The organism is Dietzia lutea (assembly GCF_003096075.1).
Classification (GTDB): domain Bacteria; phylum Actinomycetota; class Actinomycetes; order Mycobacteriales; family Mycobacteriaceae; genus Dietzia; species Dietzia lutea.
Map to the genome: position 1 here is coordinate 1,018,356 of NZ_CP015449.1, position 25,721 is coordinate 1,044,076.

Below are 25,721 nucleotides of genomic sequence, written 5' to 3' on the forward strand. Positions count from 1 at the left end.
GAGGGCGGCCGATGCACGGCGTACGCGGCGTACGCGGGATACGCCGTCGACGAGCTCAGCGCCGCAGGACCATCATCAGTCCCACGAGCACGGCCAGGACGAGCCCGGCGGCCAGCAGCAGTGTCGGGGTGATCACCGGTGCCCCGAGGATCGCCCACACCGCGACGCCCAGCGATGCCAGGCCGGCCACGGCGAGGACCGGGGAGCCGCCCCGTCGACGCTCGGTCACCTCGACAGTGCGGGTCGGAGACGGGGTGGGCTCGGGGGCGACGCCGAACCCGAGCGGCTCGGGGGTCGAGAACCCGGCGCCGTAGGGGAGGGGGTCGTGCAGCGGCTGGTCGGGGCGGAAGCCGGTGTCGGAGGTGGGGCCTGGGCTGGTCATGTCGGTGCTCCTGTCGGGGTTCGGCCGGGTCCGGGAGTCGATGCCGGCGTCGACGCCGGGCTTTGCGCCGGAGTCGCGGTCGCCGTCGGCCGGGGTGGTCACCGCGTCACCGTGATCGACCCGGCCTCGGTGGCGACGTCCAACGTGAGGACGGGGCCGGGCACCTCGCCGGGCTCGGGGGCCGGGCAGTCGACGGAGCCGAGGTCGGCGTGGCAGCTCAGGTCCACGGCGAGGTCCTCGGGCAGCAGGACGCGCACCCCGCCGAGGTCGTTGCGGACGCTGAAGTCGCGGTCCCGGTCGAGGTCCAGCTCCCGCAGGTCGACGGTCACGGATCCCAGCCCGTGGACGACCGGGGTGTCGAGCTGCGCGGGCTCGGTGATGTCGACCCGCAGGTCGCCGGTGCCCTCCCAGCCGCCCTCCGGCACGTGGGGCTGGACGAGCGAAGCCAGTAGGACGAACCCGACTAGCGGGCCGGCCACCACGAGCAGTCCGTGGCCGCGTCGGGTGAACGCCCCCACCACCAGGCCGCCCGCCACCACGGCGAGGGCGATCGCCGCGATCCGGGTGGAGTCGAGCCAGGTGATCCCGCCCAGGGTGGACAGCCCGATCGCGACGGCCGTGGTGATGAGCGCGAGCCCGAGGGTGACCTTGGTCAGGCGCGAGCGGGGCGTGGCCGGCTCGGGGTCGGGGCGGGGCCCATCTGCGGGATCGGGCAGGTCCCACGCGAAGGGTGCCGCGCCGAGCGGGTCCCATGCGGGCGGGACGGGCGGACCGTAGACGGGCTGGCCGGGGGAGACCGGGCCGTGCGAGGCCGGGCCGTAGGGGGCGGCCGCGCCGACGCCGGGGTCCGGGACCGTCCCCGGCGCGCGCCAGGGGCCGGGGCGGGTCGACGCGCCGCCGCGGTCGTGCGCGGGGGCGGGCCGCACGGAGGAGACTTCCGCCCACCCCGCGGGCGGGGCCGGGGTGCGGCGGTGTAGGCCGTACCACCCGGCGAGCATCGCGGCCGCCATGAGGAACCCGGCGCCCACGAGGAAGGTGCCTCCGGAACCGCCGAAGGTGGGGGCGCTGATGAGGGCGACGACGACGAGGAGCACCGATGTCGTCCTGGATCCGGACGCCCGGCCCTTCCCGAGGAGCGCCTCCCCCTTGGACACCTCGTCGCCGGCGGCCCGCAGGAGGAGCCAGAGCAGGGCGTAGAGGAACACTCCGGCCCCGCCCCAGAGCGCGGCGATCACGAAGGCGATGCGGATCAGGACGGGGTCGACGCCGTAGCGTCGGCCGAAGCCTCCGCAGACGCCGGCGATCCGTGACTCGTCCGGGGTCCGGACGGGCCGTGTCCGCCACAGGGAGCGGAGCTCTGACGGGACGTCGTGGGTGCTGGTGCTGGACATGCCCTTATCGTGCTCGGGCGGCGGGCCCGGCACATCGGGGACCAACCCTGAGATCTGAACCCCCGGAATCTCGGGGTCACACCCCGATGCGACCCCGGGGTGGATCTGTGACGATGGCGGATATGAGTGAGAACGCGACGACCGGCCCGGCGTCGACCAGCGTGGACCGGCCGGCGTCGGCCACCGCGGACCGGCCGGCGTCCCCCGACCCAGGGTCGCCGTCGCGTCCGCCCGTCGCGCAGCCGGTCGGCTTCCGCTGGTACCCGCGGCTGACCCGCGTCCCTGACGGGTCCGTGGTCTCCGGGGTGTGCACGGGGCTGGCCGAGCACCTGGGCGTGCGGGTCACGCAAGTCCGGGTGGTGATGGTCCTGCTGGCCACGCTGTCCGGCGCCGGGGTGGCGCTCTACGCGGCCTTGTGGGCGTTCACCTCGTCGACCCCCGCGCAGTCGTCTCCCGGCCCGTCGGCTCCCGCCACCTCGTCGACCTCCGCGTCCTCGGGGTCGGCGGCTACGGACCACCGCGAGCGCAGGCGCGGCGTGGCGCTGGCCGTCCTGGGAGTCGTGGGTTCGGTGCTGTCGTTCATGGTGACCACCGCGACGGGACTGCACGTCATCGTGCCCGTCGTGATCGTGGCCCTGGGTGCCGGGCTGGTCTGGCAGCAGTACGACGGCGGCGGAAGAGGGTCTCCCCGCTCGGTCTTCGACTGGGCCAGGGTCACGGCGGGGGCCACCCTCGTCGTCGTCGGCCTCGCGGTCGTCGTGCTCGGCCAGGTCGAGCTCGCCGCCCTGCGGTCGTCCCTCCTGGCGGTCGTGGCGACGCTCGTCGGCGTGGGGCTCCTCAGCGTCCCCGTGGGCCTGCGCCTGTGGCGGTCGCTGGAGGAGGAACGCGCGGCGCGGATCCGCGAGGCCGAACGCAGCGACATCGCCTCCCACCTGCACGACTCCGTCCTGCAGACCCTGGCCCTCATCCAGAAGCGCTCCGACGACCCCGCGCAGGTGGCGCGCCTCGCCCGCCGGCAGGAACGCGAACTGAGGCAGTGGCTGTTCGGCGCCGGCTCCCGGATGTCCTCCGGCGCCGCGACGGTGGCCGGGGCGGTCGAGGTGATGATCGGCGACGTCGAGGATGTCTACGGCCTGCGGGTCGACCAGGTCGTGGTGGGCGGCGACGGCCCGGTCGGCGATGCCGAGGACGCCGTGCTGGGCGCCGTCCGCGAGGCGCTGGTCAACGTCGCCAAGCACGCGGGGGTCGACACCGCCGACGTGTTCGTGGAGAACGACGGGCGCGTCCTCAGCGCGTTCGTCCGCGACCGCGGCCGGGGTTTCGACCCCGACGCCGTGGACGGTGACCGGCACGGTCTGGCGCAATCCATCCGACATCGTGTGGAGAGCCGCGGGGGAACCGTGCGGGTGCGCAGTACGCTCGGGCGGGGGACCGAGATCGGGATCGAGATGCCGCTGGAGGGCGAATGACGGACGGGCCGTGTCGTGTGTTCCTCGTGGACGACCATGCGGTGTTCCGCAGCGGCGTCCGCGCCGAACTCGCCGGGCAGTCGGCGATCGAGGTGGTCGGCGAGGCCGGGTCGGTGGGCGAGGCCGTCGCCGGTATCGGTCGGGTACGCCCCGACGTGGTGCTTCTCGACGTGCACATGCCCGACGGTGGCGGCGTGGCCGTGCTGCGGTCGGTGCTGGGCGCGGACCCGGGCGGCGTCGCCGATCCCGCCCGCGCCCCGGAGCCGACCTTCCTCGCGCTGAGCGTCTCCGACGCCGCCGAGGACGTGATCGCCGTGATCCGGGCCGGCGCCCGCGGTTACGTCACCAAGACCATCACCGGCGACGACCTCGCCGACGCCGTCCGCCGCGTGGCCGACGGGGACGCCGTGTTCTCCCCGCGTCTGGCCGGATTCGTGCTGGACGCCTTCGCCCGCGCCGCGCCCGGCCCCGAGGAGCGCGGCGAACCCGTCCACGATCCCGAGGTCGACTCGCTCACCCCGCGCGAGAAGGAGGTCCTGCGGCTGCTGGCCCGCGGCTACACCTACCGGGAGATCGCCGAGGAGCTGTTCATCTCGGTCAAGACCGTGGAGACCCACGCCTCCAACGTCCTGCGCAAGACACAGCAGTCCAACCGGCACGCCCTGACCCGCTGGGCGCAGTCGCGGCACCTGGACTGAGCGGCCGCCCGGGACCGCCCCCGGCGATCCGGACGGCCCGATACGGTGACGGCATGAGCGAACCGCGTGACCTGGCCGTCTGCTTCATCGGTGATTCGTTCGTGGCCGGATACGGCGACGAGACGGGCCGCGGCTGGACCTCGCACCTGGTCGAGGCGGGTGCCCGCGAGGGGCTGAACCTGCACGCCACCGTCGCGGGGATCGGCGGGGACACGTCCGAGATGATCCTGGCCCGTTGGGACGAGGTGGACCGTCGGCGGGCGGCGTTCCCGACCACCGCGGTGATCGCGGAGTTCGGCGTCAACGACGTCATGGAGGTCGGGGGCGAGGTGCGCGTCGACGAGGCGGGCACGGTCGCGGCGCTGCGCGGGATGATCGATCGGGCTCCCCGCGGGCGGTTCCTCGTGGTGGGTCCGCCGCCGGTCGTGTGGGACGAGGTCAACGAGCGGATCGCCGCCCGCGCCGAGGCGATGGCCGCGGTGTGCGACGAGACCCGCGTGCCGTTCGTGCCGACGTTCGACGTGTTGCTGACGGGTGGGGCGTGGATGCGCGAGGTCGCCGCCGGTGACGGGGCCCACCCCGGCCCCGGCGGGTACGAGCAGTTCGCGGACGTCATCGTCGGCCCGGCGCTCGCGTGGCTGGGTTCGCTACCCGACGCCGAACCGGGCTACTAGGCGTCGACCGGGCTACTAGCCGTCGCACCGACCTACTAGACCTCGAGCCGGGTCGCTAGCGGGAACTCTTCATGGCGCGCCTGACCGTGACGGTCGGGTCGGCCTCGAGCTCGACCACGCGGGGCGAATCCATGGGCAGCAGCGCGATCCGTCCGTCGGCGTCGAAGTGCAGGGCCCATCCGTAGGTCTTGGCCAGGGGAGAGGTGCGCAGGCAGGGCTGGCCCTTGCCGAAGAACCGCTCGCGTTCGGCGGCGCGGTCGCTCTCCGGGATCCCCTTGCGCGCGCAGTGCACGTCGAACAGCAGGTCGTCGCTCGTCCACGCATAGTCCGTGTCGGCGAGCCGCTCGTACTGCAGTTCGGCGACCGTGCCCTTCCCGGAGGGCGGGACGGTCGCCGTCTCGGCCCGGGTGTCGGGGGCGGGGAGGATGAGCGTGTCGGTGTAATTGGTGGTGTGCATGGTGAGCCTCCGGCCCTCGTCGCCCGGCATCCGGCGCCGTGCGGTGCTGTGCGGTCGTGCCGGACGGGGTGTCCGGTAACGTGAGTCTCGCCGTACGCCCGGTACGGCGGGAGGAGATTGTTGCATGTCCAACCCGCAGAACTCTGACCACGACGACGACAAGTCCGACGAGAAGGACGAGAGGGACAACCGTCCGGATTCGAAGGACGACCTCGCCGACGAGTGGGGCGACGAGTCCTTCCCGGCCAGCGACCCCCCCGGGGCTCCCTGAGCTCATCTCAGGATCTCGAACTGTTCGGACACCGCCCGCAGCGCGCTCGCGCTGCGGGCGAACTGTTCGCGCTCGGTGGTGTCGAGCTCCAGCTCCACCACCCGGTGCACGCCGGTCCGTCCGATCACGGCGGGCACCCCGATGAAGATCCCGTCCTCGCCGTACTCGCCCCGCAGCAGGGTGGACACGGGTAGGGAGACCTGTTCGTTGCGCAGCACGGCGCGGGTGATGCGGGCCAGGCCCATGCCGATGCCGTAGCTGGTGGAGCCCTTCGAGTCGATGATCCGGTAGGCGGCGTCCCGCGTCTCGGTGAAGATCTGTGCGAGCCGTTCCCGCTTGGCGGGGTCGCCGTCCAGGTCGCGGCGCAGCGGCACCCCGGAGACGTTGGCGGAGGAGAGCACCGGCAGTTCGGTGTCGCCGTGTTCACCGATGATCGAGGCGTGCACGCTCATCGGGGCGACGCCGTAGTACTCGCCCAGCATGAACCGGAACCGTGCGGAGTCGAGGATCGTCCCGGACCCGATCACCTGCGCCGACGGCAGCCCGGAGTAGCGCCAGGTGGCCTGGGCGAGGATGTCGACGGGGTTGGTGGCCACCAGCAGGATGCCGTCGAAGCCTGTCGCCATGACGTCGCCGACGATCTTCTCGAACAGCGCCATGTTCTTGTCGACCAGGTCGAGGCGGGTCTCGCCGGGCTTCTGGGCGGCCCCGGCGCAGATCACCACCATCGTGGCGTCGGTGCAGTCGTCGTAGGTGCCCTCGGTGACGAGGGTGGGGGAGGGCGCCCACACGACGCCGTGGTTGAGGTCCATGACCTCGCCCACGAGTTTGTCGCGGTCGATGTCGATGATGGCCAGATGGTCGGCCAGACCCTGGTTGACCAGCGCGTAGGCGTAGGCGATGCCGACGTCGCCGGCGCCGATGAGCACGATGCGGTTCCCGATGGAGGCCTTCATGGTCACCGAGGGTAGGCCCCCGGTACGACACGGCGGGCGTAGTCGTGGTGAACAACCGGGTGACGACGACGAGGAGAACCCGTCTCGAACAGGTGTTCTTGCGCGGTGTCGTACCCGTGGTGTTCACTGTTCCCGTGGTCGAAAAATAGTTCGATTACGTGCTCGACGGCGTGTCGCGCGTGACGGGAGGTTCTGATGATGGTAATGGACGCTGCTGCTGTTGCCGATCTGGCCGACCTCGACACGGCGGACCGGGTCGCGGAACTGCGGCGCCGCCTGGCCGCGATGCCGGGCGGGGGTCCGCCCGCGGCCGCGCGGTCGACCGCGCCCTCGGCCCCGCGCCCGTCGGCTCCCGCCGTGCCGCCGCGCTCGACGACCCCGCCCGCGGCCGCCGCGCATCCGGAGGGCCCCGGAGACGTCGCGCCCGTCGTCGCGGGTCCCGCCCCCGTGGCGTCCGCACCCACCGGCGTCGCCGCCTCCGCTCCCGTCGCCGGCCCGACCGCGGCACCCGCCGCGGCCGTGCCCGGCGTGGCCGTGCCGGAGTCCGTGGCGCATCTGGTGCCGGGCGGGGTGTTGCCCGCAGGCCGTGTCACGGCGGTCTCCGGCAGCGCCACCCTACGGGTCGGCCTGTTGGCCGCGGCCACGGCGTCCGGTGCCCGGTGCGCGGTCGTGGGATGGCCCGAGCTCGGGGTGGCGGCCGTGGCGGAACAGGGCGGTCGGTTGGACTGTCTGGCGCTCGTGCCCGATCCCGGCCCGGACCCGGCGGCGGTCGTGTCTGTCCTGCTCGATGGGCTGGACCTGGTCCTGCTCGGTCCGGCGGTCGCGGCCGTCGCCCCGTCCCGGGCGCGGGTGCTCGCCGGCCGGGTGCGGGCCGCGGGCGCGGTGCTCCTGGTGGGCCCGGGTTGGCCCGGCGCGGAGCTGACGCTGGCGGGGCGGCACTGCCGCTACGGCGGTCTGGGCGCGGGCACGGGCCGGCTGGCCTCGGTCTCCACCGTGGTGCGCTGCTCCGGACGGGCCGCGCCCGCCCGGACCGCGGAATGGGTGGCGGCGGGATGAGCGCCCGGGTCATGGCGGTGTGGTGCCCGGACTGGCCGGCGGTCGCGGCGGCCCGGGCCGAGGGGCACGGTCTCCACCTGCCGTTGGCGGTGATCGGGCCCCGCGGGGTGCTGGCGTGCAACGCCGTCGCCCGTGCGGTGGGGGTGCGTCGTGGGTTGCGTCGGCGCGAGGCCCAGTTCCGCTGCCCGGAGCTCGTGGTGGTCGCCGCGGACCCGGCGCGGGACGCCGCGTGGTTCGAGCCCGTGGTGCAGGCGCTCGACGCCGTCGTCCCGGGGATCGAGGTGCTGAGGCCCGGCCTGTTCGTGTTCTCCGCGGCCGGGGCGCTGCGTTTCCACGGCGGGGTCGAGCAGGTCGTCACCCGTGTGGTCGACGCGGTGGCCGCGGCGGGGGTGGAGTGCCAGGTGGGACTCGCCGACGAACTGCCCACGGCCGTGCTCGGCGCCCGTGGCTCGGCGCTGTTGGAGCCGGGTGGGGACGCCGACTATTTGGCGGGTCTGCCCGTGGAGGCGCTCGTGGTGGAACCCGCGCTGGGGGAGCCCGAGGTGCTGTCGGAGCTGGTCGGCCTCCTGCACCGCCTCGGCGTGCGGACGCTGGGCGATTTCGCCGCCCTCCCGCCGCGGGACGTGGCCACCCGTTTCGGCGAGGCCGGGTCGGTGGCGCACCGGATCGCCCGCGCGGTCCCGTGGCGCCCGCCGTCGGTGACCGCGGTGCCCACGGGCTCGGCGGTCGAGCACCGGTGCGATCCGCCCCTGGAGCGGGTCGACGAGGCGGCGTTCCTCGGCCGGCGGCTGGCGGGGGAACTACACGCCGTGCTCGCCGCGGCCGGGGTCTCGTGTCTGCGGCTGTCCATCACGGCCCGGGTCGAGGGGGGCACGGAGGTCAACCGGGTGTGGCGGTGCTCGTCGCCGCTCACCCCGGAGGGCACCGCCGACCGGCTGCGCTGGCAACTCGAGGGCTGGCTCACCGGCACCGCGATCGCCGGCGGGGCCGGGGGCGCGGTCGCCGCCCTCGTCCTGGAACCGGTGGAGGTCGTCCCCGCCGGTCGCGTCCAGGAGGGGCTGTGGGGCGAGGCCGGGCTCGCGGAGGCCCGCGTCCACCGCGCGCTCGTGCGCGTCCAGGGACTGCTCGGGCCCGAGGCCGTCCGGGTGCCGGTGGAGGTGGGTGGCCGCGGTCCGGCCGACCGGGTGCGCTGCCTGTCGTACGGGGACGCCCCGGCCGAGCCCGCCGCCCGCGGTCCGTGGCCGGGTGCGCTGCCCGCGCCCTCGCCGTCGGTGGTGTGGCCCGGACCGGGCTACCGGCTCGAGATCCGCGAGAACGGTGACCCGGGGGCCGCCGTCGCGGCGCGGGTCCCGCTCGCCGGGGGAGTCGTGCTGCGCAGCGCGGAGGGGGCGGCCGTCGCGGTGACCCCCCGCGGTCTGCTCAGCGCGCGACCCGCCGCCATCGAGGTGGGCGGTCGCCGCTGCGCGCTGCTCGGGTGGTCGCGGCCGTGGCCGATCGACGAGGCCTGGTGGGAGCCCACGCCCGACGGTGAACCCCGCCGGCCCCGGGCCCGCATGCAGGTCGTCCCCGAGCGTGCGGCCGCGTTGCTGCTCTGCGGCGTGCTCGGGGACGGGTCGGAGAACTGGACGGTCGAGGGGGTCTACGAATGATGATCCGGTCGCTCACGCCCCGGTCGGCCGTGCCCGGCCCCGGGTCGCGATCAGCGCTCGATGTCCACCACCAGACGGGTCGGGTTCTGCAGGAGGAAGGCGGAGAAGGCCCGGTCGGTGCCCTCGAGACCGATCACCGCCTGCGCCTGTCCCTCGAACTGCCCCGCGAACGCCACGCCGGCCACCCCGGTGGCCTCGTCACCCGTCACGGTGCCCACGGGGACCTCCTCCATGCCGGTCTCGGTCGGCAGGATCTGGCCGCCGATCATCACCTGGAGGAACGAGTCGCCCTGCACCTCCACGGGGAAACCGCTGCCCTGCTGGGCGGGGGCGTCCACGTAGTCCACGGAGTAGCTCGGGACGCCGCGACCGTCGAGTTCGAAGACCACGCGGTCCTCACCCTGGTAGTCACCCATCCGGATCTCGGACACGACCAGCTCGGCGCGCCCTGCGGCGGCATCCGGGGTCTCGCTCTTGGGTGCGGAGTCCGCCGGACCGGCCGTGGGGTCGGCGGCCTCGGTCTCCTCCGGGGACAGGTTCTGCGCCTGGGCGGCGGGCGAGGAGCCGGCGGTGGTCGTCGGGTTCGTGGCGGGGGCGTCGGTCGAGGTGTCGGTCCCGCATCCCACCAGTGCCAGGGACGCGGCGGCGGTCAGGGCGGCGGCCGCGGCGAAGCGGCGGTGTCGGGTACGCATGGCCTCACCCTAAAGCCCTCTAATCACTTTTGTCCCACAAGGTGGCTACAGTTACACCATTTCGCACGGTGGGGCACCATGGGGGCGTGTCAGTCATCGATCCCGCCCCAGTCCCCGCCTGGTGTTCGCTCCAGTCGGCCGACGAACCACCGGCCGGCACCGCTGCCCACGAGGAATCGTGGGTGTTGTTGGAGGTCCCCGCGCGATGGGGGCGCGACATCTTCGACGGAGAGGCGCTGGGCGACGAGCTCTCCGAGCGCCTCAAGAAGCACGTATCCGACTGCGGGTCCCGCATGCTGTTCATCAGGCGGCCCGGCCGCGAGGGTCAGCGCATCGACCGGCACCGCTTCTACCTCTGTGACACGCGCCCCGGTCGGCGGAGCATCAGGGTCGGCCGCGTCGACCGACCCGCGGACATGCTCGACCTCGATCTCTCACCCGGTGGACACGTGGACGGCACCCGTGAGGTCGAGGGGCCCGTGGTCCTCGTCTGTACCCACGCCAAGCGCGATCAGTGCTGTGCCGTCCGGGGCCGCCCGGTCGTGGCCGGACTCGAGTCCCGTCTCGGGAACCGTCTGTCCTCGCTCGACCCGGACTCCGCGGTGTGGGAGTGCTCCCACACCGGCGGACACCGCTTCGCCCCGGTCCTGCTGCTACCCGGGACCGGGTACACCTACGGGCCCGCGGAGACCGACCTCGCGGTCCGCATCGTCGAGGCCGAACTGGACGGCCGGGTCGTCACCGAGCACCTGCGGGGGCGCAGCACGTGGCCGCCGGCCGGGCAGGTGGCGGAGGTGGCCGTCCGCGACTCCGGCGTGGAGGCGGGGATCGACGACCTCGTCGTCGACATCGACCCGGACGCCCCGCACGTGGCCGTCGTCCAGCACGCCGACGGCCGCGCCTGGCGCGTCGAGACCGGCACACGCCCGCTCCCGCCCCGCGCGCAGAGCTGCCGTAAGCCACCGGGAAAGGCCTCCGCATGGGTCGTGGAGTCCTTCACCCGGCTCTGACCGCACCCACCGGCACCGGGCGGGTGAGCCCCGGTGAACTGGTACCACGGACCCAGGAGCTGGGGAGAGCTCGAACGGGTGCTGTCCGGGCGGCCGAACCCGCGAGGGCCCGAGAACCCCCATCCCGGCGACGGCAGCGACGCCCCCGCATGGTCGCGCACACGGGGTGACTACACGCCCCCGCAGCGGCCGCGCGTCCAGGGACGCGTGCCGTACGCGGAGCTGCACGCCCACACGGCGTTCAGCTTCCTCGACGGCGCCTCCTCGCCCGAGGCGATGGCGGAGGCGGCGGCCGAACTGGGGCTCACGGCCCTCGCGATCACCGACCACGACGGTCTGTACGGGGTCGTGCGTTTCGCCGAAGCCGCCTCCGAGCTGGGCCTGGCCACGGTGTTCGGGGCGGAGCTGTCCCTGCCGGGCGGCGAGCACCTGCTCGTTCTCGCCAGGGGGCAGGAGGGGTACCGCCGGCTGTCCCGCGCGATCGCCCGCGCCCACCTGCGGGGCGGGGCCAAGGGCGAGCCGCGGTACGAGATCACGGAGCTCGCGGAGGCGGCCGGGGGCCACTGGTACGTGCTCACCGGTTGCCGACGCGGCCGCGTCCGTCGTGCGCTGGAACGCGGCGGCACCGGAGCCCCCGATTTCGACATCGCGGCAGCCCGCACGGCCCTGGACCAGCTGGTCGAGCTGTTCGGGCGGGACAGGGTGGTCGTGGAACTCACCTGTCACGGGGTGCCCGAGGACACCGAGCGGTGCGACGCGCTGGCCGGACTCGCAGCCCGGGCGGGGCTCCCCGTCGTGGCCACGACCGCCGCCCACTGCGCGGGGCCCGAGGACGCGCGGTTGGCCTCGGTCATGGCGGCCCTCGGCGCGCGTGACGCGCTCGAGACCCACGCCGCACACCTGCCCGCGGCGGGCGGCGCCCACCTGCGCTCGGGAGAGGAGATGGCCGACCTGTTCGACCGGTGGCCCGACGCCGTCGCCGGGGCCGACAGGCTGGGCCGGGAGTGCGCGTTCGACCTGCGGCTCATCGCCCCGCAGCTGCCGCCGTTCGACGTCCCCGAGGGCCACACCGAGGACACCATGCTCGCCGAGCTCGCCTACGCCGGCGCCGCCCGCCGCTACGGCACCCGCGAGGAGGCACCGGAGGCGTACGCGCAGATCGACCGCGAGCTGAAGGTGATCGCCGAGCTGGGTTTCCCCGGGTACTTCCTCGTGGTCCACGACATCGTCGAGTTCTGCCGCCGCGAGGGCATCCTCTGCCAGGGCCGGGGCTCGGCCGCCAACTCGGCGGTCTGCTACTCACTGGGCATCACCAACGTCGACCCGGTGCGCGCCCAACTCCTCTTCGAGCGGTTCCTGGCGCCTGAGCGCGACGGCCCGCCCGACATCGACGTGGACATCGAGTCCGGTCGTCGGGAGGAGGCCATCCAGTACGTCTACTCCCGGTACGGGCGGGACTACGCCGCCCAGGTGGCCAACGTCATCACCTACCGAGGGCGCTCGGCGGTGCGGGACGTGGCCCGGGCGCTCGGATACTCCCCGGGGCAGCAGGACGCCTGGTCCAAGAGCGTCGACCGGTGGTCGGGACTGAAGAACCACGAGCGGGAGGCCACCGAGCACACCGTCCCGCCCGACGTGCTCGCGCTGGCACGGCAGCTCGTCGGCCTGCCCCGACACCTGGGCATCCACTCCGGCGGCATGGTGATCTGTGACCGCCCGGTGGCCGACGTGGTGCCCGTCGAATGGGCGCGGATGCCGGGGCGGACGGTGCTGCAGTGGGACAAGGACGACTGCGCGGCGGTCGGACTGGTCAAGTTCGACATGCTGGGTCTGGGCATGCTCACCGCACTCCACCACGCCATCGACCTGGCGGCCGAGCACAAGGACCTCGACGTGGACCTGGCCCGACTGGACCTCGCGGACCCACAGGTCTACGAGATGCTCTGCCGCGGCGACTCCGTGGGCGTGTTCCAGGTGGAGTCACGCGCCCAGATGGCCACCCTGCCGCGGCTGCGACCCCGGACGTTCTACGACCTCGTGGTGGAGGTCGCCCTCATCCGTCCGGGTCCCATCCAGGGTGGTTCCGTCCACCCCTACATCCGTCGGCGCAACGGCCGGGAGAAGGTGGTGTTCGACCACCCGGCGCTCGAGTCGGTGCTGGGGCGGACGCTGGGGATCCCCCTGTTCCAGGAGCAGCTCATGCAGATCGCCACGGTGATCGCCGGCTTCACCGGCGCGGAGGCCGACCAGCTGCGCCGGGCGATGGGGGCCAAGCGGTCCCCGGAACGGATGGCGCGGCTGAAGGAGCGGTTCTTCGCGGGCATGCGCGAACTGCACGGCATCGGCACCAGTCCGCCGGGGACCCCGTACACCGGCCCGGAGGTGGGGGAGCGGATCTGGGAGAAGATGTGCGCCTTCGCCAACTACGGCTTCCCCGAGAGCCACTCCCAGTCCTTCGCCGCGATCGTCTACTACTCCGCGTGGTTCAAGTGTCACCACCCGGCGATCTTCTGCGCCGCCCTGCTGCGCAGCCAGCCCATGGGCTTCTACTCACCCCAGTCGCTGGTGGCCGACGCCCGCAGGCACGGTGTCACCGTGCACCGGCCGTGCGTCAACCGCTCGCTCGGCGGCGCCACCTGTGAGAACGACGGCACAGAGGTGCGCCTCGGCCTGGAGTCCGTGCGGGCGATCGGGGAGGATCTGGCCACCGCGATCGCCGACGAGCGCGACAGTCATGGCCCCTACACCTCCGCGGCCGACCTCGCCGGGCGCACCGGGCTGTCCGTCCGGCAGATGGAGGCACTGGCCACCGCCGGGGCGCTCGACTCGCTCGGCACGGGAGGACGCCGCGCGGCCCTGTGGTCGGCGGCCACCGCGGCCCGTGAGAAGCCCGGCATGCTGCCCGGGCTCAGCCAGGTCGACGCTCCCGCGCTCCCCGGGATGAGCGTTCTCGAACTGACCTCCGCGGACCTCGCCGCCACCGGCATCAGCCCGGAGGAGTACCCGACCGTCCACGCCCGGCCGTGGCTCGACTCCCAGGGGGTGTGCACCACCGCCGGGCTCGCGCACGTCCCCGACGGCAGCCGCATCCGGGTCGCCGGGGCGGTCACCCACCGACAGCGGCCCGCCACCGCGGAGGGCGTGACCTTCCTCAGCCTCGAGGACGAGACCGGCATGACCAACATCGTCTGCTCGGTCGGGCTGTGGGCGCGCTACCGGCCGATCGTCTCCTCGGCCCCGGCGCTCATCGTCCGCGGCACGGTGGAGAACCGCTCGGGCGCGGTCAGCGTGGTGGCGGACAAGATCGAACGTCTCCACCTCGGCATGGCCATCGGTCACAGCAGGGACTTCCGGTGACCACCCGGGGCGGCACCAGAGGGGCCACACCGAGCGGCGGTGTCAGGCGGCCGGCACCGAGGGGCGGCGGCCAGAGGGGCCACACCGAGGGACCACACCGACGGACGGCGTCAGGCGGCCCGCACCGAGGCGATCGCGCGGACGCTGGCGACCGCGCACAACACCCAGATGGCGATGAGGACCGCCACCGTCAGCAGGCTCGCCGCATGCCATCCGAGGTAGTGAGCGCCCAGGCCGCAGGTCGACAACGGATAGGTCATGGCCCACCACCCCGGAGTGAACGGCATCCGGGCCAGGAACCCCCGCACCGTCGTCAGCACCGCGAACGCGCCCAGTCCCGCACCGGCGACCAGCACGGTGGCCCCGTACGCCCGCGCCACACCCGCCAGCGCCGGACCCGAGAGCACCTGCGCCGCCGCCGTGGACTGCCCCACGATCCCCAGCGGAATCCATGTCGAGGTCGACAACACCACCGGCACCGGCGTGCGGAACCACGCATGGTGGTACGCCGTCACGATCACCGCGCCCCCCAGTGCCAGTGCCAGCACGAAGCAGAACACGCACGCCGCCGACAACAGGACCCTGGCGACATCCGACTCGAACTGCCGGGCGATCACGCCACCCGCCGTCGCCGAGACCATCGGCGGCACCATCGGCAACGCCCACGTGGGGAGCGGATGGTCGGGTCGCGTGGCGAGCAGCCACACCGCGAACCCCACCGCCGTGGCTAGGCCGAGCACCGTGCCCGCGGCCCACAACGCCACATCCACGCCGAAGGCGATCCACGACAGCATCGGCGCATGGGCCTCCACAACGATGAACGTCGCCGACCCCACCGCGAGCAGTCCCATCGAGACCATGCCCCACAGCGGGAGCATCGCCGCGTCCCGCACAGACGACGTCCACATGTCCGGATCGCGCGCCACCGACCTGGCGAACCCCGTGCCCAGCCCGACCAAAAGGACCCATCCCGCGACGAGCATGACCACCGCGGCCGACGAGAAACCGGGCACCCGCCCAGAGTGGATCTGCAGAAGCGTGGCCAGGCCACCGGTGCCCATCACCGCGCCGAACCACGCCGGCCCCGGGCCGGGAACACCGGGCGCCGCAGGTCCTCGTCCTGCTCCGGGGGTCTCGGTCACCAGGACACTATGCCCCCGGCCGACCCCGCGCGAAGAACCGGGGGGAAGAGCGCGGACCGTGCACGGATACCGCGGCGGCGGGCGGGACGACGCCGTACCTTCGGGGCATGAGCGTCCCCTCCGCCGACCGTCACCCCGCCGCGGCACTCGACGACCTCCGCACCCGTCTCGACCACTCACACCTCATCACCGACCCCGACGTCCTGCAGAGCTACCGGCAGGACTGGGCCAAGGCCCCCGACCCCGGTACGCCCCTCGCCGTGGTGCGCGCACGCACCACCGAGGACGTCCAGGAGGTCATGCGCTGGGCGAGCACCCACTCCGTGCCGATCGTCCCGCGTGGCGCGGGATCCGGGCTGTCCGGCGGCGCCACCGCCGTGGACGGCGGGATAGTCCTGTCCACGGAACTCATGCGCGACCTCCACGTCGACCCCGTCACCCGCACCGCCACCGTCCAACCGGGGTTGTACAACGCCGAGGTCAAGCAGGCCGTCGCCGAACACGGCCTCTGGTACCCGCCGGACCCGTCCTCCTACGAGATCTGCTCGATCGGCGGCAACATCGCGACCAACGCCGGCGGACTGTGCTGCGTGAAGTACGGCGTCACCACCGACTACGTCCTCGGGATGACGGTCGTCCTGGCCGACGGCACCGCCGTCCGACTCGGCGGACCGCGGCTCAAGGACACCGCCGGACTGAGCCTGACGAAACTGTTCGTCGGCAGCGAGGGGACGCTGGGCGTCGTCACCGAGATCATCCTGCGACTGATCCCCGCCCAACCACCGCGGTCGACGGTGGTGGGGATCTTCCCCGACGTCGTCGCCTGCAGCGAGGCGGTCCTGGCCATCACCAGCCGGATCCGCCCCGCGATGCTCGAGTTCATGGAAACCGTCAGCATCCGGGCCGTCGAGGCGGACCTGAGGATGGGACTCGACACCGACGCCGGCGCGATGCTGCTCGCCCAGTCCGACCTGACCGGACCCGACCGCGCGGCCGAGACCGAGTTCATGGCCGAGGCCTTCCGTACCCACGGCGCCACCGAGGTCTTCGCCACCGACGACCCCGACGAGGGCGAACAGTTCACCATGGCGCGCCGGGCCGCGTTCACGAGCCTGGGCAAGGTCGGGACACTGCTCCTCGAGGACGTCGGCGTGCCGCTGCCCTCCCTGCCCCGGCTCGTCGCGGGGATCGAGGAGATCTCCGCGCGTCGGGACGTCCCGATCGCCCTCGTCGCCCACGCCGGTGACGGCAACACCCACCCCATCATCGTCCTCACCGACGACGACCCGGACCGCGCCGAGCGGGCCCGCCTGGCGTTCGGCGAGGTGATGGACCTCGCGATCGGGATGGGCGGGACGATCACGGGCGAGCACGGCGTCGGACGCCTCAAGGCGCCGTGGCTGCCCGCGCAGCTGGGCGACGACGTCATGGAACTGACCCGGCGCATCAAGAACGCGCTCGACCCGCAGGGGATCCTCAACCCCGGCACGATGCTGTAGCGGCCGTTCCCCGGCCCGGAATCAGGCCCGATCCCGGGGATCTCCCCGATGCGCGGTCGCGCCCGGTCGACGAGCATCCAACTCATGGCCACCGACCGACTCTGCCTGCTGCTCTACCGGTCCCTGCTGCTGACGACCGCGGCGGTGGCGCTCGGCCTGGGCGTCGCCGCAGGCCTCGAGGCGCCCACCATCACACCCGAATACCAACTCACCGGCTACTGGCGCGCCTACGGGCTGCTGGTCTTCGCGGCCCTGTCCGCCTACCTCGGCGCGACCCCGCCGGGAGCGGCCGTGCTGTGGCTGGTCGTGATCTTCCACAAGGCGTCCATGACCATGACCGCCGTGCTCCTGCTCCGTCACGACGTGACCGGCGCACCCGCCGCGGCCGCCATCGACGGGGCGATTGCCCTGGCCACGCTCCTCGCGCTGGGCCTGCGACGGCCGGCCGCGCGGGCGGCCCGATCTGATCGCCCGGACACCGCCGCTCCCACCAACACCCGACCGCCGATTACCGTCCCCCACGCCGCCTGAGCGACCGCGGGGGAGCGGGGCGGACGCGGCCCTCGTCGTCGTCGCCCCCTCGCTGCCGGTAGGCAAGCGCCGCCCCCCCCTCCCCGCCCGGTAGGCGAGCGCGCATGGGCCCGGCACCGCCCGGTAGGCGGGCGCGCCTGGGCCGGCGCCGCCCGGCACCGCCCGGTGCGCCCGACGTCAGTCGTCGACGCGCACCCGCACCGCCGCGGCCACCGGCGTGCCCACCTGCACGACCCGGCCCGACAACGACACCGAGATGATCCCCAACTCGACCTGCCGGGAGACCACCTCCACGGGGGAATCGGGGCGCAGGCCGATCTCGGCGAGGTGGCGCAGGACGGCGTTGTCGCGGTCGGAGACCCGGGTCACCACACCCGTAGAGCCCTCCTCGACGCGATCCAGCGGGGTGTCGCCGAGCGGGTCGAGGTGGCCGTCGCGGGTGGGGATCGGATCGCCGTGGGGATCGCGGTGCGGGTGGTCGAGGAACACGTCGAGGGCGTCGACGAACCGGTCCGAGACCACGTGCTCGAGCGCATCGGCCTCGGCGTGCACCTCGTCCCACGGGTAGTCCAGGCAGCGGGCGAGGAACGTCTCGATGATCCGGTGCCGCCGCACCATCGCCACCGCGAACGACCGACCCGCCTCCGTGAGCACCACCGGCGCGTACGGGCGGTGCTCGGCCAGGCCCATCGCGACCAGCTTGCGGACGCCCTCGCTCACGGAGGAGGGCGACGCGCCGAGACGCTCGGCCAGCGCGCTCGAGGTCACCGGGTCGCCGCCGGCGCCGAGCGCGTGCACGGCCATGAGGTAGGCCTGGATCGTCGGGGTGAGGTCGGCGAGGGCTCGCGGCGGGTCGACGGTCATATGGCCATCATCCCCGATCGTCGCCCGCGGGCGCTCGCCACCGCCCGCGGGATCACCCCGCGCCGGGGCGCGAGCAACTGCGCCGCCGCGAAGATGACCGCCTGGGTGAGGACCACGACCGGGCCAGGCGGGAGGTCGGCGTAGTAGCCGAGGTACAGGCCGGTGACCCCGCCGATCAGGGCGACGACGACGGCAAGGGCCATCGTCCCCCGCATCGTGTCCGCCACCAACTGAGCGGTCGCGCCCGGCATGATGAGCGTCGCCACCACCAGGATCACACCCACGGACTGCACCCCGGCGACCGTCGCGGTGGCCAGCGTCGCCAACAGCAGGGCCGTGAGCGCCCGGGTGCGCAGCCCCAGGGTGTGGGCGTGGAGACGGTCGAACGCCAACAGGATCAGGTCGCGCCGGAACGCGAGGAGCACGATCACCGTGAACGCGGAGACCACGAGCACCTGCACGAGGTCGGAGTCGCGGACGCCGAGCACGGAGCCGAACAGGATCGAATGCAGGTCCTGCTGGCTGGGGAAGCGGGCGATGAGGACGAGGCCGAGTGAGAACAGGGCGGTGAAGACGATGCCCATCGCCGCGTCCGGTCGCACGGTCCCGCTCTCGCGCACCGCGCCGATCAACCACACCGCGATGAGCGCCGCGACGAGGGCGCCGACCGCGAACGGGATGCCGGTCAGCGCCGCGATCACCACTCCGGGCAGCACCGCGTGCGACACGGCGTCGCCCATGAGCGACCACCCCATATGGACCAGCCAGCAGCTCAGCAGCGCGCCGGCGACCCCGGAGGCCGTCACCACGAGCAGGGCGCGGCGCATGAACTCGTACGACATCGGTTCGGTGAGGAGTTCGATCACGAGACGGCCCGATCGGTGACAGGGGACGCGGCGGCGTCCGGGGTGGAGTCGGCGGCCCCGGGGAGGCGGGCCCCGAGCAGGGTCGACAGGACATGCGGCGTCGTGGTCTCGGCGACCGGGCCGTGGGCGACCAGGCTGCCGTTGAGCAGGGCCACCGAATCGGCGAGCCGCTCGACGGTGCCCAGGTGGTGGGTGGAGACCAGCACGGTGCGGCCGCCGGCGGTGAGCTCGCGCAGGACGTCGATGTAGACCTCTTCGCTGCCGGCGTCCATCCCGTTGAACGGCTCGTCGAGCAGGAGCAGGTCGGCCTCCTGGGCCAGGCACCGCGCCAACATGACCCGGCGGCGCTGGCCGCCCGAGAGCTCGCCGATGCGCCGCGACGCGAGCCCCGACAGGCCCACCCTCTCGAGGGCGTCCGCCACGGCGTCCCGGTCGCGTCCCGACGGCCGACGCCACGGCCCGGTGAAGTGACGGCGGCCCTGCATGACGACCTCGGCGGCCGTGACGGGGAAGTGCTCGTCGATGCCGTCGGCCTGCGGCACCGCCGCGACCCGGCCGCTGCGCAGCGCGCCGTGGACGGACGTCCCGAGGAGGCGGACGGAGCCCGTCGTGGGGGTGACCAGGCCGAGCAGTGCCTGCAGCAGGGTCGACTTGCCGGAGCCGTTGGGGCCGAGCAGGACGGTGATCTCCCCCCGCGGCGCGGACAGCGAGACCGCGTCGAGGGCCCGGACCTGCCCGCGGTCGACGGTGAGGTCGGAGACGACGACGGCGAGCGGGCCGGCGTCCGGGGAGAAGGGCAGTGGCCGATCGGTCATGAGGTCAGCTCCCGGGTGATGGTCTCGAGGTCGTGGTCGAGGAGGTCGAGATAAGTGGGCACGGGCCCGGTGGGGCCGGAGAGCGAGTCGACGTACAGCAGGCCCGCCAGGCGGCTGCCGGTCTCGGCGGCGACCTGCTCCATGGCGGCGTCCGAGACCGTCGACTCGCAGAACACGGCGGGGATCTGCCGCTCGCGGATCCGGTCGATCAACGCGGTGACCTGCCGGGGCAAACCCTGGTTCTCGCTGTTGACCGGCCACAGGTACAGCTCCTCCAGCCCGAGGTCGCGGGCCAGGTAGGAGAACGCGCCCTCGCAGGTGACGAGTACGCGGCGGTCCTCCGGCACCGACGCCACCGCCTCGCGGGCGCGGACCGCCATCTCCTCCAGGTCGGTGACGTAGTCCTCGGCGCGGGCGCGGTACTCCGCGGCGCCGTCCGGATCGAGGTCGGCGAGGGCGTCGGCGATCGCGCGGACGTAGCGTGCACCCTCGACCGGCGACATCCACGCGTGGGGATTGGGTCGGCCGGTGTAGTTGCCCGCACGGATGGGCAGGGGTTCGACCCCGTCCGTGGTGACGAGGTGGGCGGCGTCGGTCCCGTCGATGAACCGCAGGAGCCAGTCGTCCATCCCCAGCCCGTTGCTCACCACGAGGTCCGCGCCCTCGACCCGCTTGAGGTCCTCGACGGTCGGCTCGTAGTGATGCACGTCGGCCCCCGGCGTGGTGACGGACTCGACCACCACGCGGTCGCCGCCGACGCGCCCGACCATGTCGGCCAGGATCGTGAACGTCGTGGCCACCACCACCCGGCCCCCGGACGCGTCGGACCGCTGGCGGTCGTCGACGTCCGCCGGGCCGGTGGCGCCGACCGCACACCCGGACAGCAGCGCGAGCGCAGTGGCGAGCGTTGCGGCGGCTGCGCGGCGGGTGGCAACGCTACGGGCGGCAGCGCCTCCGGGTTTCGGCATACCGAAACTTTAAATCAACCGGCGGGAAAATCCATACCGCCGTGGTAGTCCTGCTGGCGCCACGCCTCGTAGACCGCCACCGCGGCGGCGTTGGACAGGTTCATCGACCGCCGCCCGGGCAGCATCGGGATCCGCACCCGCGCCGTCACACGCGGATCGGCGAGGACGTCCTCGGCCAGGCCGGTGGGCTCGGGGCCGAAGAGCAGGACGTCACCGGGGGCGAACCGCACCTGCGGCAGCGCGAGGTCGGCCCGAGCGGAGAACGCCCACACCCGCGCCGGCAGGAGCCGGGAGTACGCCGCCTCGAGGTCCTCGTGGACCTCGACGTGCGCCAGGTCGTGATAGTCCAGCCCGGCCCGCCGCAGGTGCGGCTCCGACAGGTCGAAACCCAGCGGGCCCGCCAGATGCAGTTCGCACCCGGCACCGGCGGCCATGCGGATCGCGTTGCCGGTGTTGGGTGGGATACACGGACGGTCGAACAACACGCGCACACCCACACCGGTCATGGGGCCATTCTCGCAGCGCCCCGGCGACGGGCGCGCCCCGGAGTGGGATACTGGTGTGCGTGACCGCGATCAAGCTGGACGGCAAGCTCACCCGCGACGAGATCGTCGCCGACCTCACCCGGCGCGTGTCCGCGCTGCGGGAGAAGGGGATCACCCCGGGGCTCGGCACGGTACTGGTGGGGGACGACCCCGGCAGCCACTCCTACGTCAAGATGAAGCACCGCGACTGCAAGCAGGTCGGCATCGCCTCCATCCGACGCGATCTGCCCGCCGACACCACCCAGGCCGAACTCGAGGCCGTGATCGACGAGCTCAACGACGATCCCGCGTGCACCGGGTACATCGTGCAGCTGCCGCTGCCCCGACACCTCGACGAGAACGCGATCCTCGAGCGCATCGATCCGGCCAAGGACGCCGACGGACTCCACCCCGTCAACCTCGGCAAACTCGTGCTCAACGAGCCCGCCCCGCTGCCGTGCACCCCCAACGGGTGCATCCACCTGCTGCGCCGGTTCGGGGTGGAGCTCGACGGCGCACACGTCGTGGTGGTCGGCCGCGGCGTGACCGTCGGCCGCCCGATCGGCCTCATGCTCACACGCCGCAGCGAGAACTCCACCGTGACCCTGTGCCACACCGGCACGCGTGACCTGGCGGCGGAGACCCGGCGCGCTGACGTCATCGTCGCCGCCGCGGGTGTGGCCCACATGCTCACCCCGGACATGGTCAAGCCCGGAGCCGCCGTGCTGGACGTGGGGGTCTCCCGGCTCGACGGCGCACTCGCCGGTGACGTGCATCCGGACGTGTGGGAGGTCGCGGGGGCGATCTCGCCCAACCCGGGCGGCGTCGGCCCGCTCACCCGCGCGTTCCTGCTGAGCAACGTGGTCGACCGCTGCGAGCGGCTCGACGCCGACACCTGACGGCTCCCGTGACCCATCCCGCTCCCGACCGTTCCCGGCACCGGGCCACCGACGCCCGGCCCCGCCGGACGCGCCCCGCCCGCTTGACGTGGGCGCAGGTGCGTGCGCAGTGGCCGCTCGCGCTCGTATTGGCCGGGGTTGTGGTGGCGTTGGGCTTCGTCGTCCTCGAACGTTGGCGGAGGGGCGCGTTTCTGCTGGGGTTGGTCGCGCTGGCGGCGGCGACCCTGCGGGCGGTGGTCCCGGACGAGCGGGCGCGGCTGCTCGGGGTGCGCGGCAAGGGGTTCGACGTGGCGTTCTACGTCGGGATCGGGGCCGTCATCGTGTGGCTGGCCACGTCCGTCGACTCGCTCGGGACCGGCTGAGGCGCGTTGTCGTGCAAGCTGCAACCTCTGCCTCCCGCGCCTGCGGAGAGCGGGGTGCCGCCCCACTGACGTCGACGCCACCTATCGGATCGCGCGCCACCCATCGGATTGCGCGCCACCTATCCGACTACGAGCCACCTATGGGGTCACGTAGGCGGCGCGTAGTCGGATAGGTGGCGCTCGCTCTGCAGGGGCGCCCGGCGGCTATTGCCCGGTTGGCTGGGCCCGCGACAGCGGCTGCGATCACGCGGTGGGCTTCTGCCCGGCGGCCGGGCCCGCTGGAGCGACTGCGGTCACGCAGTAGCGGCGAGAAGCACTCTCTTGATCCGCGCACCCAGCACATGCGGCTCCTGCAGATCGCGCCACCGCCAGTGGAGAACCCGGTAGCCGAGGGCCAGGAGCTCGGCGTCGCGGTCTTTCTCCATTCCCAAGCGGTGCCGTGTCTGGGCGGGGCTCAGCCCGTCGAAGTACTTGCCGAAGCCGTCGCATTCACCGATCACGCCGTACTCCCGCCACAGGAAGTCCGCGCGAGCGACTCGAGCGCCGCTGGGGGTGAAGATGTCGACCCGGGGCTCGGGCTCTGGCAGGCCGAAGTGCACGTCTGATCCCGCGACGACCCGCCGATGTGCGCAGAGACTCGTCGAGCGCCTCTTTTGTGGCGATCTCCCCGTGCAACGCCGCGTCAGCGACCGCCACGGCAGCGTCTCTGGGCGTCGAGATCGCGATGTCCGTGACTGTCCGCGCCGGAGTGGTGACCCGCAATCCGTTGACCGTCATCACCTCATCAGACAGGCCGGGCGCGGTGCGGAAGGTCGTCAGGCCAGTGGTTCGAGATCGCGGCGCCGGCCCATCTTCGCTCACCGTCACCCTGCGCAGTGGAAGCCCCCAGTCCGGGAGTCCGTGGATCAGGGCGGCAGATGAGTGGGAGAACACCGGCGCGTCGAGTGCGGCGTCCGCCGCCAGAACCGACAGCAGGTGACGGTCACGCCTGTCGAGGTCACGCGTTCGTCCTTCAACGAAGAAGCCGGGTCTGAGTCGGGTCAGATCGCCGGACTTCACCGCGCGGCTGATGCTCTGACTCGTGAGTCCCGGGCGATCAGCTGGTCGTTCGTGAGGAGCAGGGAGATCAGGTCGTCTGGTGTGTTCACATGCCCGATGATCGGCGCCGCCATGCCGCGAGATCGGCGCATTCTCGTCTGAGTACGCCCGTCTGTGGAGAGCGCAGGGCCTGCGGATGGACGAGTGCGCGTACTGGATTTCCCGGGCTGAGCAGCACACATCGTGCCGCGCCCGAGCCATGAGCGGACGATCTCGCACGTCGGCTCGTCGTTGCAGCGCAGGTCACCTATTGGGATGTGCGCCACCTATGGGGCCCTTAGGCAGCGGGCAATCCAATGGGCGGCGTCGCAATGGGTGGCGTTGCGGCTCGACGGCATAGAGCGCGTGGGCGGGGTGTGCGACTCGACGGCATTGAGCGCGTCGGCGGGGTGCGGGCCTCGGCGGGGTGTGCGCTTCGCCGGGGGAACGCGCCCCGCCGGGGGAGTCCGTCAGCGAAGCCGGAGGGGGACGCCCTCGCGCAGGTGATCGCGGACGTCGTCCGAGACGAGCAGGTATCCTATGGCGCAGAGTGCGAGCAGCGACAGCACCGTCCCGACCACCGAGATGAACGTGATGCTGTCCACGACCATCCGGGACAGCGAGCTCAGGGCGAGCAGGGCCACGCCCACCCCGATCACCACGCGGGCGGCCCGGTGGGCGCGCCACAGCATGACCGCGCCCACGACGAGCAGGATGCCCACGATGAACGATCCCGCCGCGCTGGCCAGCAGTGGGCCGAAACCCGTCGTGTCGCCGCCACCGCCGGCCGTGGCGGTGAGCCCGAGGAAGGTCGCGAAGCCGATCGCGACGCCGATGATGCCGACGCCCGCCGCCAGGCCGGCGAGGCCCATGACGGCTGGGCGGGGGGTGTGGTCCCGCTCGGTCGCGTGATGCGGGTGATCGTCGTGGTCCGCGCCCGTCACGCGTGCCCCCGCGTCTTCTCGGAGGTCCCCTGCTCGGCGAGTTCCAGGGTGCGTTCGAGCATCGGGCCGACCACGTCCGCCTCGGTGAGGAACCCGTCGTGCCCGGCGGGACTGTCGATCACGACGAGCGGGTCCGCCCCGGGAAGGAGCGCGGCGAGCTCCTCCTGCTGACGCAGCGGATAGAGCCGGTCGGTGGTGACGCCGCCGATGACGCACGGTACCGGGCACGACCGCAGGGCCTCCTCGACGCCACCGCGGTCGAGGCCCACGTCGTGGCGGTTCAGCGCGTCGGTGAGGAGGACATAGGTGCAGGCGTCGAAGCGGGAGACGAGTTTGCCGGCCTGATGATCGAGGTACGACTGCACCGCGAACCGCCCCGACATGGACAGGTCCTCGCCGCGGGGATCCTCGCCCGGTTGCGGACGGTTGGCGAAGCGCTCGTCCAGTTCGACCTCACCCCGGTAGGACAGGTGGGCGATGCGGCGGGCGATGCCCAGCCCTGTCACGGGGGTGCGGCCGGTGCCGTGGTATCCGCCCTGCTGCCAGTGCGGGTCCGAGGTGACGGCCATGATCTGCGCGGTCTGGATACCGATCTGGTCCGCCGACGCCCGGGCTCCGACCGCCAGGACGCACGCCGCGCGGACGCGGTCGGGGTGGGAGACCATCCACTCCAGGGTGCGGGCCCCGCCCATGGACCCGCCGATCACGGCGGCCCAGCGCTCGATGCCCAGGAGGTCGGCCAGAACACGCTCGGACTCGACCATGTCCCGCACCGAGACGGCGGGGAACCGGGCTCCCCAGTAGTGGCCGTCGGGATGCAGCGAACTGGGACCGGTCGAGCCCCGGCAGCCACCCAGGACGTTGACCGACAGCACGCAGTAGCGATCGGTGTCCAGTGGCAGACCGGGCCCCACGAGCCCGTTCCACCAGCCCGGGGTGGGATGCAGGGAGTCGACCGGCCCCACGACGTGCGAGTCACCGGTGAGCGCGTGCTCGACCAGCACGACGTTCGACCGGTCCTCCGCGACCCGCCCCCACCGCTGGACGGCGAGCGTCACCCCCGGGAGGACGACACCCGTGACCAGGGTGATGTCGCCGATGGCGACGTGGCCGAGGGTGCCGTCGCCCGGGGGCAACAGCGCGAGCGGATCGGAGGAGCTGACCATGA

26 protein-coding genes are annotated in these 25,721 nt (G+C 73.1%); 12 read left to right on the plus strand and 14 right to left on the minus strand.

Translation table 11 applies throughout. The annotated features are described in order from the left end of the window. Nucleotides 1-55: 55 nt before the first annotated feature. Nucleotides 56-484, minus strand: coding sequence for a hypothetical protein (locus A6035_RS04575; RefSeq protein WP_108846804.1), 429 nt, complete (start codon nucleotides 482-484; stop codon nucleotides 56-58). Beyond that, a complete protein-coding gene (locus A6035_RS04580) occupies nucleotides 481-1,773 on the minus strand; it encodes a PspC domain-containing protein (protein WP_108846805.1) in 1,293 nt (430 codons plus the stop codon). The genes A6035_RS04575 and A6035_RS04580 overlap by 4 nt, the downstream gene beginning before the upstream one ends. 122 nt (nucleotides 1,774-1,895) lie before the next feature. Between A6035_RS04580 and A6035_RS04585 the strand changes: the two genes are divergently transcribed. From A6035_RS04585 to A6035_RS04595, 3 genes are read left to right on the plus strand one after another with little or no spacing between them, the layout of a single operon-like run. Then, nucleotides 1,896-3,242 carry an ATP-binding protein gene (locus tag A6035_RS04585; protein ID WP_108846806.1) on the plus strand — a complete coding sequence of 449 codons (1,347 nt, stop codon included), beginning with the start codon at nucleotides 1,896-1,898 and terminating at the stop codon, nucleotides 3,240-3,242. After that, nucleotides 3,239-3,940, plus strand: coding sequence for a LuxR C-terminal-related transcriptional regulator (locus tag A6035_RS04590; protein ID WP_061229082.1), 702 nt, complete (start codon nucleotides 3,239-3,241; stop codon nucleotides 3,938-3,940). Before A6035_RS04585 ends, A6035_RS04590 begins: the two co-directional genes overlap by 4 nt. Nucleotides 3,941-3,993: 53 nt before the next feature. After that, a complete protein-coding gene (locus A6035_RS04595; RefSeq protein ID WP_108846807.1) occupies nucleotides 3,994-4,614 on the plus strand; it encodes a GDSL-type esterase/lipase family protein in 621 nt (206 codons plus the stop codon). Nucleotides 4,615-4,669: 55 nt separating this feature from the next. Here the strand turns inward: A6035_RS04595 and A6035_RS04600 are convergent, their stop codons facing one another. Further along, nucleotides 4,670-5,071: a DUF6157 family protein gene (locus A6035_RS04600; RefSeq protein ID WP_108849073.1), complete on the minus strand. Its 402-nt coding sequence runs from the start codon at nucleotides 5,069-5,071 to the stop codon at nucleotides 4,670-4,672. A 124-nt stretch (nucleotides 5,072-5,195) separates the two neighbouring features. Here A6035_RS04600 and A6035_RS18425 point away from each other — a divergent pair, with 124 nt between their 5' ends. Continuing rightward, entirely contained in the window at nucleotides 5,196-5,342 is a 147-nt protein-coding gene (locus A6035_RS18425) for a hypothetical protein (RefSeq protein WP_167400704.1), read from the plus strand. 2 nt (nucleotides 5,343-5,344) lie between these two features. Here A6035_RS18425 and A6035_RS04605 read toward each other — a convergent pair whose 3' ends face one another. Next, the gene (locus A6035_RS04605) at nucleotides 5,345-6,298 is read right to left on the minus strand and encodes an L-lactate dehydrogenase (protein WP_108846808.1); all 954 of its coding nucleotides are present in this window, start codon (nucleotides 6,296-6,298) and stop codon (nucleotides 5,345-5,347) included. Between the two features lie 195 nt (nucleotides 6,299-6,493). Between A6035_RS04605 and A6035_RS04610 the strand changes: the two genes are divergently transcribed. Both A6035_RS04610 and A6035_RS04615 read left to right on the plus strand, forming a co-directional pair. After that, nucleotides 6,494-7,354 carry a hypothetical protein gene (locus A6035_RS04610; protein ID WP_244192537.1) on the plus strand — a complete coding sequence of 287 codons (861 nt, stop codon included), beginning with the start codon at nucleotides 6,494-6,496 and terminating at the stop codon, nucleotides 7,352-7,354. Continuing rightward, the gene (locus A6035_RS04615; protein ID WP_108849074.1) at nucleotides 7,351-9,003 is read left to right on the plus strand and encodes a DNA polymerase Y family protein; all 1,653 of its coding nucleotides are present in this window, start codon (nucleotides 7,351-7,353) and stop codon (nucleotides 9,001-9,003) included. Before A6035_RS04610 ends, A6035_RS04615 begins: the two co-directional genes overlap by 4 nt. Before the next feature lie 50 nt (nucleotides 9,004-9,053). Here the strand turns inward: A6035_RS04615 and A6035_RS04620 are convergent, their stop codons facing one another. Beyond that, the gene (locus A6035_RS04620; protein WP_108846809.1) at nucleotides 9,054-9,695 is read right to left on the minus strand and encodes an AMIN-like domain-containing (lipo)protein; all 642 of its coding nucleotides are present in this window, start codon (nucleotides 9,693-9,695) and stop codon (nucleotides 9,054-9,056) included. A gap of 86 nt (nucleotides 9,696-9,781) precedes the next feature. Here A6035_RS04620 and A6035_RS04625 point away from each other — a divergent pair, with 86 nt between their 5' ends. Further along, nucleotides 9,782-10,705: a sucrase ferredoxin gene (locus A6035_RS04625; protein ID WP_108846810.1), complete on the plus strand. Its 924-nt coding sequence runs from the start codon at nucleotides 9,782-9,784 to the stop codon at nucleotides 10,703-10,705. Nucleotides 10,706-10,738: 33 nt separating this feature from the next. After that, nucleotides 10,739-14,062 carry an error-prone DNA polymerase gene (locus A6035_RS04630; RefSeq protein ID WP_208635559.1) on the plus strand — a complete coding sequence of 1,108 codons (3,324 nt, stop codon included), beginning with the start codon at nucleotides 10,739-10,741 and terminating at the stop codon, nucleotides 14,060-14,062. Nucleotides 14,063-14,172: 110 nt separating this feature from the next. Here the strand turns inward: A6035_RS04630 and A6035_RS04635 are convergent, their stop codons facing one another. Beyond that, nucleotides 14,173-15,204 (minus strand): SLAC1 family transporter, encoded by a 1,032-nt coding sequence (locus tag A6035_RS04635; protein WP_200836471.1) that lies wholly within the window; start codon nucleotides 15,202-15,204, stop codon nucleotides 14,173-14,175. A gap of 107 nt (nucleotides 15,205-15,311) precedes the next feature. On the opposite strand from A6035_RS04635, the gene A6035_RS04640 reads away from it, so the two are divergent. Next, the gene (locus A6035_RS04640; RefSeq protein WP_108846812.1) at nucleotides 15,312-16,703 is read left to right on the plus strand and encodes an FAD-binding oxidoreductase; all 1,392 of its coding nucleotides are present in this window, start codon (nucleotides 15,312-15,314) and stop codon (nucleotides 16,701-16,703) included. Between the two features lie 84 nt (nucleotides 16,704-16,787). After that, nucleotides 16,788-17,234 (plus strand): hypothetical protein, encoded by a 447-nt coding sequence (locus A6035_RS04645; RefSeq protein WP_108846813.1) that lies wholly within the window; start codon nucleotides 16,788-16,790, stop codon nucleotides 17,232-17,234. A gap of 177 nt (nucleotides 17,235-17,411) precedes the next feature. Here the strand turns inward: A6035_RS04645 and A6035_RS04650 are convergent, their stop codons facing one another. From A6035_RS04650 to A6035_RS04670, 5 genes are read right to left on the minus strand one after another with little or no spacing between them, the layout of a single operon-like run. After that, the gene (locus A6035_RS04650) at nucleotides 17,412-18,098 is read right to left on the minus strand and encodes a metal-dependent transcriptional regulator (protein WP_108846814.1); all 687 of its coding nucleotides are present in this window, start codon (nucleotides 18,096-18,098) and stop codon (nucleotides 17,412-17,414) included. After that, nucleotides 18,095-18,964, minus strand: a complete 870-nt coding sequence (locus A6035_RS04655) for a metal ABC transporter permease (protein ID WP_108846815.1) — start codon at nucleotides 18,962-18,964, stop codon at nucleotides 18,095-18,097. Before A6035_RS04655 ends, A6035_RS04650 begins: the two co-directional genes overlap by 4 nt. After that, a complete protein-coding gene (locus A6035_RS04660; RefSeq protein WP_108846816.1) occupies nucleotides 18,961-19,779 on the minus strand; it encodes a metal ABC transporter ATP-binding protein in 819 nt (272 codons plus the stop codon). The genes A6035_RS04655 and A6035_RS04660 overlap by 4 nt, the downstream gene beginning before the upstream one ends. Beyond that, entirely contained in the window at nucleotides 19,776-20,747 is a 972-nt protein-coding gene (locus A6035_RS04665; RefSeq protein ID WP_167400706.1) for a metal ABC transporter substrate-binding protein, read from the minus strand. Before A6035_RS04665 ends, A6035_RS04660 begins: the two co-directional genes overlap by 4 nt. Nucleotides 20,748-20,761: 14 nt before the next feature. Then, nucleotides 20,762-21,253 carry a tRNA (cytidine(34)-2'-O)-methyltransferase gene (locus tag A6035_RS04670; RefSeq protein ID WP_108846817.1) on the minus strand — a complete coding sequence of 164 codons (492 nt, stop codon included), beginning with the start codon at nucleotides 21,251-21,253 and terminating at the stop codon, nucleotides 20,762-20,764. A gap of 59 nt (nucleotides 21,254-21,312) precedes the next feature. Here A6035_RS04670 and A6035_RS04675 point away from each other — a divergent pair, with 59 nt between their 5' ends. Both A6035_RS04675 and A6035_RS04680 read left to right on the plus strand, forming a co-directional pair. Then, entirely contained in the window at nucleotides 21,313-22,170 is an 858-nt protein-coding gene (locus tag A6035_RS04675) for a bifunctional methylenetetrahydrofolate dehydrogenase/methenyltetrahydrofolate cyclohydrolase (RefSeq protein ID WP_108849078.1), read from the plus strand. A gap of 8 nt (nucleotides 22,171-22,178) precedes the next feature. After that, nucleotides 22,179-22,532, plus strand: a complete 354-nt coding sequence (locus tag A6035_RS04680) for a DUF3017 domain-containing protein (protein WP_200836311.1) — start codon at nucleotides 22,179-22,181, stop codon at nucleotides 22,530-22,532. A 293-nt stretch (nucleotides 22,533-22,825) separates the two neighbouring features. On the opposite strand, the gene A6035_RS18620 is transcribed toward A6035_RS04680, so the two are convergent. From A6035_RS18620 to metX, 3 genes are all read right to left on the minus strand, one after another. Then, complete coding sequence (locus tag A6035_RS18620; protein WP_235026566.1) at nucleotides 22,826-23,131, minus strand: hypothetical protein; 306 nt, start codon at nucleotides 23,129-23,131, stop codon at nucleotides 22,826-22,828. A 948-nt stretch (nucleotides 23,132-24,079) separates the two neighbouring features. Next, on the minus strand, nucleotides 24,080-24,553 hold the full coding sequence (locus A6035_RS04690) for a hypothetical protein (RefSeq protein ID WP_108846819.1): 474 nt from the start codon (nucleotides 24,551-24,553) through the stop codon (nucleotides 24,080-24,082). After that, nucleotides 24,550-25,719 carry a homoserine O-acetyltransferase MetX gene (metX, locus tag A6035_RS04695; RefSeq protein ID WP_108846820.1) on the minus strand — a complete coding sequence of 390 codons (1,170 nt, stop codon included), beginning with the start codon at nucleotides 25,717-25,719 and terminating at the stop codon, nucleotides 24,550-24,552. Before metX ends, A6035_RS04690 begins: the two co-directional genes overlap by 4 nt. Nucleotides 25,720-25,721: the final 2 nt, after the last annotated feature.